This is a genomic window from Novosphingobium profundi (assembly GCF_018491765.1).
Classification (GTDB): Bacteria; Pseudomonadota; Alphaproteobacteria; order Sphingomonadales; family Sphingomonadaceae; genus Novosphingobium; species Novosphingobium profundi.
This window is the reverse complement of the sequence record NZ_JABWCU010000018.1, coordinates 120,544-129,419: the sequence shown is the minus strand read 5'-3', so window position 1 is coordinate 129,419 and position 8,876 is coordinate 120,544. Positions and strand designations below refer to the sequence as shown.

The 8,876-nt window shown below is 63.6% G+C and carries 10 protein-coding genes; 4 read left to right on the top strand and 6 right to left on the bottom strand.

Going from position 1 to position 8,876, the window contains the following annotated elements:
• Nucleotides 1–195 (top strand): hypothetical protein (locus HT136_RS20175; RefSeq protein ID WP_214201643.1); only part of this gene is annotated, 195 nt, incomplete at its 5' end.
• 196 nt (nucleotides 196–391) lie between these two features.
• On the opposite strand, the gene HT136_RS20170 is transcribed toward HT136_RS20175, so the two are convergent.
• Together HT136_RS20170 and HT136_RS20165 are read right to left on the bottom strand one after the other, a co-directional pair.
• Complete coding sequence (locus tag HT136_RS20170; RefSeq protein ID WP_246543975.1) at nucleotides 392–823, bottom strand: MarR family winged helix-turn-helix transcriptional regulator; 432 nt, start codon at nucleotides 821–823, stop codon at nucleotides 392–394.
• A 23-nt stretch (nucleotides 824–846) separates the two neighbouring features.
• Nucleotides 847–1,254, bottom strand: a complete 408-nt coding sequence (locus tag HT136_RS20165; protein WP_214201641.1) for an ester cyclase — start codon at nucleotides 1,252–1,254, stop codon at nucleotides 847–849.
• Between the two features lie 352 nt (nucleotides 1,255–1,606).
• On the opposite strand from HT136_RS20165, the gene HT136_RS20160 reads away from it, so the two are divergent.
• Both HT136_RS20160 and HT136_RS20155 read left to right on the top strand, forming a co-directional pair.
• Nucleotides 1,607–2,182, top strand: coding sequence for a GNAT family N-acetyltransferase (locus tag HT136_RS20160; RefSeq protein ID WP_214201640.1), 576 nt, complete (start codon nucleotides 1,607–1,609; stop codon nucleotides 2,180–2,182).
• A 164-nt stretch (nucleotides 2,183–2,346) separates the two neighbouring features.
• Nucleotides 2,347–2,670: a non-heme iron oxygenase ferredoxin subunit gene (locus tag HT136_RS20155; protein WP_214201639.1), complete on the top strand. Its 324-nt coding sequence runs from the start codon at nucleotides 2,347–2,349 to the stop codon at nucleotides 2,668–2,670.
• 41 nt (nucleotides 2,671–2,711) lie between these two features.
• On the opposite strand, the gene HT136_RS20150 is transcribed toward HT136_RS20155, so the two are convergent.
• Nucleotides 2,712–4,466: a gamma-glutamyltransferase family protein gene (locus tag HT136_RS20150; RefSeq protein WP_214201638.1), complete on the bottom strand. Its 1,755-nt coding sequence runs from the start codon at nucleotides 4,464–4,466 to the stop codon at nucleotides 2,712–2,714.
• 121 nt (nucleotides 4,467–4,587) lie between these two features.
• Here HT136_RS20150 and HT136_RS20145 point away from each other — a divergent pair, with 121 nt between their 5' ends.
• On the top strand, nucleotides 4,588–5,910 hold the full coding sequence (locus HT136_RS20145) for an MFS transporter (RefSeq protein WP_343222256.1): 1,323 nt from the start codon (nucleotides 4,588–4,590) through the stop codon (nucleotides 5,908–5,910).
• Between the two features lie 79 nt (nucleotides 5,911–5,989).
• On the opposite strand, the gene HT136_RS20140 is transcribed toward HT136_RS20145, so the two are convergent.
• Genes HT136_RS20140 through HT136_RS20130 form a run of 3 tightly spaced genes read right to left on the bottom strand, consistent with a single transcriptional unit; the run spans nucleotide 5,990 to nucleotide 8,839 of the window.
• Nucleotides 5,990–6,799, bottom strand: a complete 810-nt coding sequence (locus HT136_RS20140; RefSeq protein ID WP_214201637.1) for a TauD/TfdA dioxygenase family protein — start codon at nucleotides 6,797–6,799, stop codon at nucleotides 5,990–5,992.
• A 49-nt stretch (nucleotides 6,800–6,848) separates the two neighbouring features.
• Entirely contained in the window at nucleotides 6,849–7,889 is a 1,041-nt protein-coding gene (gene dmpG, locus HT136_RS20135; RefSeq protein WP_214201636.1) for a 4-hydroxy-2-oxovalerate aldolase, read from the bottom strand.
• The gene (locus HT136_RS20130; protein WP_214201635.1) at nucleotides 7,886–8,839 is read right to left on the bottom strand and encodes an acetaldehyde dehydrogenase (acetylating); all 954 of its coding nucleotides are present in this window, start codon (nucleotides 8,837–8,839) and stop codon (nucleotides 7,886–7,888) included. The genes dmpG and HT136_RS20130 overlap by 4 nt, the downstream gene beginning before the upstream one ends.
• Nucleotides 8,840–8,876 lie beyond the last annotated feature (37 nt).

Here is an 8,876-nt window from a genome sequence, read left to right as displayed (position 1 = left end):
GATGCCTTCTCCTCTGCTGTGACGTTCGGAAACATCACAATGGCACATTCGATGCCGTCGGGAGGGGGCATCCACTCCATCACTTCTCAGTGGAAATCCCGGGTCACTTCTCAGTGGCAATCAACAGATCCCGTGCTTGACGAGGTTCGCTTGCCGTTTCGGTTCATCCCATACGATTATCATGTCTTTTTGTAGTTACAATTTGATTTGCCGTCAATCGCTTTTTGTAACGACAATTTGCCTGTGACCTCAGGATCGATCTTTCGTTTCCTCAAACGACGCAGCCCCTTGAACATCCTGCCGCCCGGCCCGCTGGCAAACATAATCGGAAGGAACCGGACCGACCGCTACTCGGCGCGCCAAATCGGCCTCTGAACGACCGACTAGGGCGCTAATATGCCGCCGCTGCCAAGCGATCGAGGACCGGTATAGCCGATCGAAGAAGCTCCCTCTCCCGTGGAGACAACCGCCGACGAATCGCGTCTTTGATCCCGGATACGCGGGCTTCCTGCTCGCGCGCGATCATATCGATACCGGCGGGAGTGATCGATATCAGGCGGCTGCGGCGATCGGCTGGATCGGCATCCAGTCGCACCAATTGATCCGCTTCCAGTTGCGCCACCACCAATCGCATCGTTTGGTGTGTCACCCGCCGCCGTTCGGCCAGGGTGGCGACGTTCATTGAGCCGACGCGGTGCAGGAGATCGAGCGTTTCTGACTGGGCCGATTTCACCGTGCCCGTGTCCTGCCGGATAGCGCGCACGAAGGTGCCTACGCTTCGGCGAAGATCACGCGCCAGCAGTTCTGTTGCGTCTGCGGCCATTGCGACATCCTCCATTGGCGGGTTCAATCCTGCCGCAGACTGGCCAGCAAGGCTGGTAAGGTGTTGATGCCCCAATGTTCGACGTAGCGACCATCTACGACCCGCACGATGTCGATAACATCGATGCTAACCGTCTTGCCCGTCGCTTCGACGCCGAGCAGCGGTCCGACATGGGTGCCCGAGATCGTCTTGCGGGTTGTGACCTTGTCACCTTCCTCCATCTGATCGTGGATCGTGACCGTCAGTCCTTCCAGCGCCGGACGGAGAATGTTCTCAAAAGTGTTCCACATGCTCTCGGATCCCGCCGGCGCGCCAGGCGATGCAGACCGGTTGATAAAGTTCGGTGCTATCAGCTCATTGAAGGCGGTCCGGTTACCACCCGCGATGACGTCCTCGTTAAACCGCCGAACGATCTCTTTTGCTTCTGACATTGATTTGCTGCCTCCTTGCAGAGGCATGAGATATATACAGTATAGCTGTATTTCAAGTAGTGGTAGCCGGCGGCCTGTGAGTGTGACGACGGCTGTTTGGCCGGCGAAAATGCTTCGTTGAAGCCAGCCCGACAGCTCTCTGCAACATTGTTCAGCAGGCCGAACACCGGCGATAGGCATGATTGTCGACAGGCAGCAATTGGGCGCCGCTCAATAGGCCGGGAACAGCCGACTTGGGCGCATGGCGGAATTTCGGCAAACGCCCCTTCTTTGCCATTTGCGCGGCTGTAATTGGTGCCCTTCGCTCATGATCCTGTGGCAAAGCTTGAAGGAGAAGTGTTAAACTCGCCCAATGAGCCTTGATGAGATACAGCTAGGAACGGAACGCCTCTTGCTGCGTGCGCCCACCGTGAGCGATGCTGATGCGCTACGAGCCATCGTCGCTGATCCTCGGGTCGCGCTCACAACTGCCTCGATTCCTCACCCCTATCCAGACAGCGGCGTGCTCGAATTTATCGAGCGTGTTCGGGCCTTGGCCGGTCCAGATCGCCGCAATTTCGCGATTACGGTATCACCAAGCGGCAGTCTGATCGGAATGGTAGGCTTCGTGAGTTCGGATCGGGAAGCCGAACTTGCCTACATGCTTTCTCCTGAGCAGTGGGGGCGTGGCTATGCTACCGAGGCTGCACGAGAGGTGGTCCGGTTCGTCTTCGGCAGTACACGCGTTTCTGCCGTTACAGCGCGGGCAATGACAGCTAATCCCGCCTCCGAGAACGTTCTACGCCGCGCCGGTTTCACTTGTGAAGGCGAGGATGACGTGGAGCTTCCAATCAGAGGAGCTGTCTGTCGCACTTCATTTTGGCGAATTGAGCGAGAACACCACGATCCCCCCATCTGGGCTACTGGCCGATCGGATCGACAAACGTAACCGGACTGTCGGCTCCCTGGCACGTCAATTCGGCCCTCGAGCGACCAACAAGGGCGCACAACGTCCGTTATCGCCGATGGTGGTGAAGTGAAGCACCCCGGGCTTTTTGAGAGGCGACTACTCCTGTTGACCTCTATAATTTTGTATGACAATAATACATCAATATGGAGAAAGAGGCAATTTCACCAATGAGGCTTTGTGCCGTTGACGACCTGGACCTGGGGCAAATGATGCGTATTGAACTGGAAGGCATGGATCCGTTGGTCCTGTGCAACAGCAATGGCCGCTTCGTCCTCCTCGACGATGAATGCACGCATGCGATTGCCTCGCTTTCGCAAGGCCGATTGGAAGGCGAAATTCTCTATTGCCCGCTGCATGGGGGCAGCTTCGATGTGAACACGGGCAAGGCCAAAAGCTTGCCGTGCAAGATGGCCCTCAACACCTACACCGTCGAAGTCCGCGACGGCGGTGTCTGGATGGTCGACTGAATTCGACGTTCGGCTTGGGCGTGGAAATCCATGCCCTCCGATCAGCGCCCCACGGCATAGGCCTGCATGAGGCGCGGGGTTGCGGCCCCCGACAGGATTCCCTGGGCGTCGCGCTCGATCGCGGTCAGACGCCCAGCGCTCCATGACGGCGCCACTTCGACCTGGTGCCCCCGCCCGCGCAGGGCCGCGAGGGTGTCCTCCCCCCAGCTTTCCTCAAGCACGGCAACGCCCGGCATAGCCTTGCGCGGATAGAACGAGGAGGGAAAGTGCACCGAATGGAACAGCGGCCGGTCGATCGCGCGCTGCAGGCTGTCCCCTTTCAGGATACGGCGCAGCAAGAGCTGCACCTGCCACTGGTCCTGCTGGTCGCCGCCCGGCGTGCCGCAAACGAGCGCGGGGCGGCCTTCGTGCAGCGCCAGGGTGGGCGTCAAGGTCGTGCGCGGACGCTTGCCGGGCGCAAGCGTGTCGGGCAAGCCGTCTTCCAGCCAGAACATCTGCGCGCGCGTATTCAGCGCAAAACCGAGCCCGGGAACCGTGGGCGAGGACTGGGGCCAGCCGCCCGAGGGGGTGGCCGAAACCATGTTTCCCCAACGATCGACCACATCGAGATGGACCGTATCCCCCGGCTTTATCGTGGGCCGCAAGTGCATCATCGTCGGCTCGCCGACGCCGAGCCCCCCGGCGGACGGATCGCCGCAACGCACTTGCCCCAGCGAACGCGCCACTTGCGTCTCGAACCCGGCGAGAACGCCGGGCCGGATTTCGTGCGAGGCCTCGGGAGTAATCATCGCCGCACGTGCCCGGGCGTAGTCGGCGCTGAGCAGGCGTTCGATCGGCACATCGACGAAGTCGGGATCACCGTAGTAGGCCTCGCGGTCGGCAAAGGCGAGTTTGAGCGCCTCGAGCACAGTGTGCACGCCCGCCTCGGTGTCGAGCTGTTCGGGATCAAGGCCGTGCGCCTCGAGGATCGCGAGCGCCTGCAGGAGGACCGGCCCCTGCCCCCAGGGCCCCGTCTTGCAGATCGTCCAGTCACCGAACCGGCCGGTCACCGGCTCTTCGTAATCCGCTTGCCAGGTCGCCATGTCCTGCCCTGTCAGCAAGCCCTTGTGGCGCCTTCCGCTTGCATCCATGAGGGCCTCTTGCGCGAAGAAGCGATCAATGGCCTCGGCGACGAAGCCTTGCGACCAGGCTTGCCGGGCGCGCTCGATCCGCGCCTCGCGCGTTCCGTGCTTGCCCGCTTCGCTCAGGATCCGTTTCCAGGTCTGCGCCAGGACCGGGTTGCGGAACAGGTCTCCGCCTCGCGGCGGCGTGCCTCCGGGTAGCCAGATCGGCGCGCCGCTTGGCCATTCATGGCGCAGGGCATCCGCGACACCCGTGAACGCCCGCGCCGCACCATCGAGCAGGGGATAGCCCTGTTCCAGATAGCCGATGGCGGGCGCGAGGACATCTTCAAGCTCCATCGTGCCGTGGTCGCGCAGGAGTTGCATCCAGGCATCGAAAGCGCCCGGAACGACCGCCGCGATCATCCCCGATCCCGGCACCATGTCGAGCCCCAGATCGCGAAAGTGCGCAAGGCTTGCCCCGGCCGGCGCGACGCCCTGCCCGCACAGGACCTGCGTGCGCGCGCTTGCCGCGCTGTGAAAGACGATCGGGACTTCGCCCGCCGGGCCGTTCAGATGCGGTTCCACCACATGAAGCACGAAGCCCGCCGCGACGGCACCGTCGAAGGCATTTCCGCCCCGCTCGAGCATGGCCATCGCCGTTGCGGCAACGGCCCAGTGGGTCGCGGCAGCCACGCCAAAGGTTCCTCGGATATCCGGTCGCGTCGTGAACATGGGGCAAATTTCCGGTTGCGGTTTCAATTTTGTATGACAGTCTGACAAATAAGATGCAACATGCGAATTCGGGGAGTTGACCGTGAACCAGCCGACCAGCCAGATGCCGCCCCCGCCGATCGCACCGATCGCGACCGCCACGATTGCCCCCTCAGCGGCGCCCCCTGCGGCACACCCTGCGCCCATCGCCTCGCTCCATGGCTGGCTGATCGTGCTGGTCTGCTTGCTGGGAATTTCGACGGGACCCGCCGCCTTCGGCCTCTCCTCGCTAGGCCTTCTGTCCAAGCCTTTGGCCGCGCACTTCGGGTGGAGCCGCACGCAGATCAGCGCCGCAGTTTCGCTGATGATGCTGGCAACCGCGCTGTCGATGCCCTTCGTCGGGCGGCTCGTCGACCGTTTCGGCGCGCGCCGGATCCTCATCCCCTCGATCGTCCTTCTCGCCGGGTGCTTCGCCGCGGTCCCCTTTGTCACGTACTATTGGCAGTTCATGGCCGCTTACCTAGCGATGGGTACGCTTGCGGTGGGCACGAATTCAGTGCCCTACATGCGCATCCTCGCCACCTGGTTCGACCGAAGGCGCGGGCTTGCCATCGGCATCGCGGGAAGCGGAACGGGCCTCGGCTTTGCCTATGTTCCGCTGCTGACCGAGGCGCTGATCCGCCACTGGGGCTGGCAGGGCACCTATTTCGGGCTGGCAGCCGTACTGCTGGGCATCACGCTCCCGCTCGCCGTGCTGGTCCTTCGCGAGAGCCCGGCAGGCAACCCGGCAGATCCGGAGCGCCCCGCGTCCTCGGGCACCGGCCTGCTCCCGAGCGAGGCGATGAAGACGCGCGACTTCTGGATTCTCGCCGGGATCTTCGTGGGGCTCGCCTTCGTCCTCTATGGCTTGATCCCGCATCTCGTGCCGATGCTGATCGACCGCGGTATTCCCGCAGGGACGGCCGCGCTCATCGCCTCGGTCTTCGGGCTTGCCGCCTTTGGCGGGCGCCTGCTCATCGGCTGTCTCATCGACAAATACGATGCGCGGCGCATCGCGCTGTTCTTCTTCTCGCTCTCGGCAGGCGGCCTGATAATCCTGGCGACGTCCGCCCCTGCCCCGATGCTGCTTGTGGTCGCCCTGCTTCTGGGCGGAAGCCTTGGCGCGGAAGTCGACATGCTGGCCTACCTGTGCAGCCGCTATTTCGGCCTGCGCAGCTTTGCGCAGATCTTCTCGCTGCTCTTTGCCGCCGTCATGGTGGCGATGGGCCTTGGACCTCTGGCCTTCGGCATCGTCTTCGACACGACCGGCAGCTATGGCGCGATCCTGGCGCTTGGCGTGCCGATCTGCCTTGCCGCAATCGGCCTCGTCCTGCTGCTCAAGCCCTACGAGGAGCGTGCTCGCGGCACCCAGATCTCACAGACCTGACCCGCGCCGCCACCGCTTACGAAAGAGCCCCCGTACCGAGCCGGTACGGGGGCTCTTTCGGCGTCAGGTCCGGCACAATTCAGGCGACGGGCGCCAGTTCGTCCTCGATCTGGACGCGGTAGCCCGAACGGACTTCAGGAAAGTAGTCCCAGATCGCCAGGTGCTGGGTGCAGCGGTTGTCCCAGAACGCCACCGAGTGCGGTTCCCAGGTAAAGCGCACCTGAAAGTATTCGTTGGCGCAGTGCTGGTAGAGGAAGTTCAGGATCGCATCGCTCTCCAGCTTCGACAACTCGTTGATGTGGCTGGTGAAACCCGGATTGACGAAGATGACCTTGCGCCCCGTTACCGGGTGCGTGCGGATCACCGGGTGCACGGCCACCGGATACGTCCCGGTGGGATCGAAGCGCCCGAAGGCGAGTTTGCCGTCATGCGTCGCAGTCAGGCCGTCGAGATAGGTCTTCATGCGATCGGACAGCGCGTCATAGGCCGCGTACATGCTCGAAAACACCGTGTCCCCACCCAGCGAAGGCAGCGTGTGAAGATAGAGGATCGAGCCCATAGGTGGCTTGGTCGCACAGGTCATGTCCGAGTGCCATTCCTCGCCGGCGACATGCTTCGAGGTTTCATCGGCGTGAAGCTTGCGCACTTCGGGGTGGTCAGGAAGCCCCTTGAGCGCATGACGCGCAAGAGGGCCGAACTTCGCACCGACAGCTTTGAGCGAGGCCGGATCGAGATTCTGGTCGCGAAAGAAGATCACCTGGTGGTCGGCGAGCGCCTGGCGGATGTCGCCGACTTGCGCATCGCTCAGGCCTGCCGAGAGATCGACGCCTTCGAGGATCGCGCCGATACGTGGGGTCAGGCGGCGTGCGGTCAGGGTCTCGTATTCCATCGTCGGGATTACCTTTGCAGCAAGTTCGAATGGCAGGGAAATAAGCGGTTCAGGAGGCGGGCGTCGCGGCCTTGAGCATGTCGAGCGCGACATCCACGATCATGTCCTCTTGCCCGCCGACCATCTTGCGTCGGCCCAGCTCGACGAGGATCGCGCGGGTGTCGAGGCCATAGGTCCGCGCCGCGTTTTCGGCGTGGCGCAGGAAACTGGAGTAGACCCCGGCATAGCCCAGCGAGAGCGTCTCGCGGTCGACGCGGACGGGACGGTCCTGCAAGGGGCGCACGAGGTCCTCGGCCGCGTCCATCAGTGCCATGACATCGCAGCCGTGCTTCCAGCCCTTGCGCTCGGCAGCGGCAATGAAGACCTCAAGCGGGGCATTGCCCGCGCCCGCGCCCATTCCGGCAAGGCTCGCATCGATGCGCACCGCGCCCGCCTGCGCGGCGACGAGTGAATTAGCGACACCGAGCGAGAGATTGTGGTGCGCGTGAATGCCGCGCTGGGTTTCAGGCGAAAGGACCCGGTCGTAAGCCTCGAGCCGCACACGCACGCCGTCCATGTCGAGCGCGCCGCCGCTGTCGGTGACGTAAACGCAGTGCGCCCCATAGCTTTCCATCAACTTTGCCTGACCGGCGAGTGCCCCGGGTTCGATCATGTGGCTCATCATCAGGAAGCCCGCGACGTCCATGCCGAGGTCACGCGCGATGCCGATGTGCTGGCGCGCGACGTCGGCCTCGGTGCAATGGGTCGCCACGCGCACCGATCGCACGCCCAGCGCGTGGGCGCGGCGCAAGTCCTCACCCGTTCCCACGCCGGGCAGGATAAGCGTGGTCAGCACCGCGTTCTCCAGCACCTCACCCACCGCTTCGATCCATTCCCAGTCGGTCTGCGCGCCGAAACCATAGTTGAAGCTCGCACCCGAAAGACCGTCGCCGTGCGCGACCTCGATCGCGTCGACCCCGGCCCGATCGAGCGCAGCAGCGATCGCGCGCACGTGGTCGAGCCCGTACATGTGGCGGATGGCGTGCATGCCATCGCGCAAGGTCACGTCCTGGATGTAGAGGCGCTCGCCCGCCGCGACGTCGAAGCTCATGCCGCGATCTCCTTTTCGGCCAGGATGCGCGCCGCGATTCGCTCGCCCGTCGCGCGCGCGGCGGCGGTCATGATATCGAGGTTGCCCGAGTAGGCGGGCAGGTAGTCCCCCGCCCCCTCCACCTCGAGCAGCACCATGGTGCGCAGGCCCTGGAATTCGCCCAGGCCCGGAATGGAAAGCGGGTTGTTGGCGCCAAAGCGCTCGAACTGGACCTCCTGCTTGAGGCGATAGCCGGGCACATAGGCCTGCACCCGCGCCACCATGGCCGCGATCGCAGCGGCGACCTCGGCCTCCTCGGCCATTTGCGACAGCGTGAAAACGGTGTCGCGCATGATCATCGGCGGCTCAGCCGGGTTGAGGACGATGATCGCCTTGCCGCGCGCCGCCCCACCCACGACTTCGAGCGCGCGCGCGGTCGTCTGGGTGAATTCGTCGATGTTTGCACGCGTGCCGGGACCTGCCGAGCGCGAGGCGACCGAGGCAACGATCTCGGCGTAGTGCACCTGCGCCACCGAACTCACCGCGGCCACGATCGGGATCGTCGCCTGTCCGCCGCAGGTTACCATGTTGACGTTGGTCGCCGCATTTTCGGCAAGGTTCGCATCGAGGTTCACCGGCGGAACCGTGAAGGGCCCGATCGCGGCGGGGGTCAGGTCGACAACCACCTTGCCGTCGGCACGCAGCACCCGGTCGTGCTCGGCGTGGGCCTTGGCCGAAGTCGCGTCGAAGACCACGGCGATCTCAGCGTAGTCGGGCATGGCGCGCAGGCCCGCGAGGCCCTCGTGCGTCGTGGGAACGCCGTGTCGGCGTGCCAGTGCCAGCCCCTCGGACTCCGGATCGATACCGACCACGGCGGCGAGTTCGAGGTGACCGGCGCCGTTGACGATCTTGATCATCAGGTCGGTGCCGATGTTGCCCGATCCGATGATGGCTGCCTTCACACCGCCCAAGAGTGTTCCCCTTTGCAAATCATTATCATCGCTATAA

Excerpts from the sequence above, each read along its gene's own strand:
- HT136_RS20170 (WP_246543975.1), bottom strand. The coding sequence starts at position 823 with ATGGCCGCAGACGCAACAGAACTGCTGGCGCGTGATCTTCGCCGAAGC.
- HT136_RS20165 (WP_214201641.1), bottom strand. The coding sequence starts at position 1,254 with ATGTCAGAAGCAAAAGAGATCGTTCGGCGGTTTAACGAGGACGTCATC.
- HT136_RS20160 (WP_214201640.1), top strand. The coding sequence starts at position 1,607 with ATGAGCCTTGATGAGATACAGCTAGGAACGGAACGCCTCTTGCTGCGT.
- HT136_RS20155 (WP_214201639.1), top strand. The coding sequence starts at position 2,347 with ATGGAGAAAGAGGCAATTTCACCAATGAGGCTTTGTGCCGTTGACGAC.
- HT136_RS20140 (WP_214201637.1), bottom strand. The coding sequence starts at position 6,799 with ATGGAATACGAGACCCTGACCGCACGCCGCCTGACCCCACGTATCGGC.
- dmpG (WP_214201636.1), bottom strand. The coding sequence starts at position 7,889 with ATGAGCTTCGACGTCGCGGCGGGCGAGCGCCTCTACATCCAGGACGTG.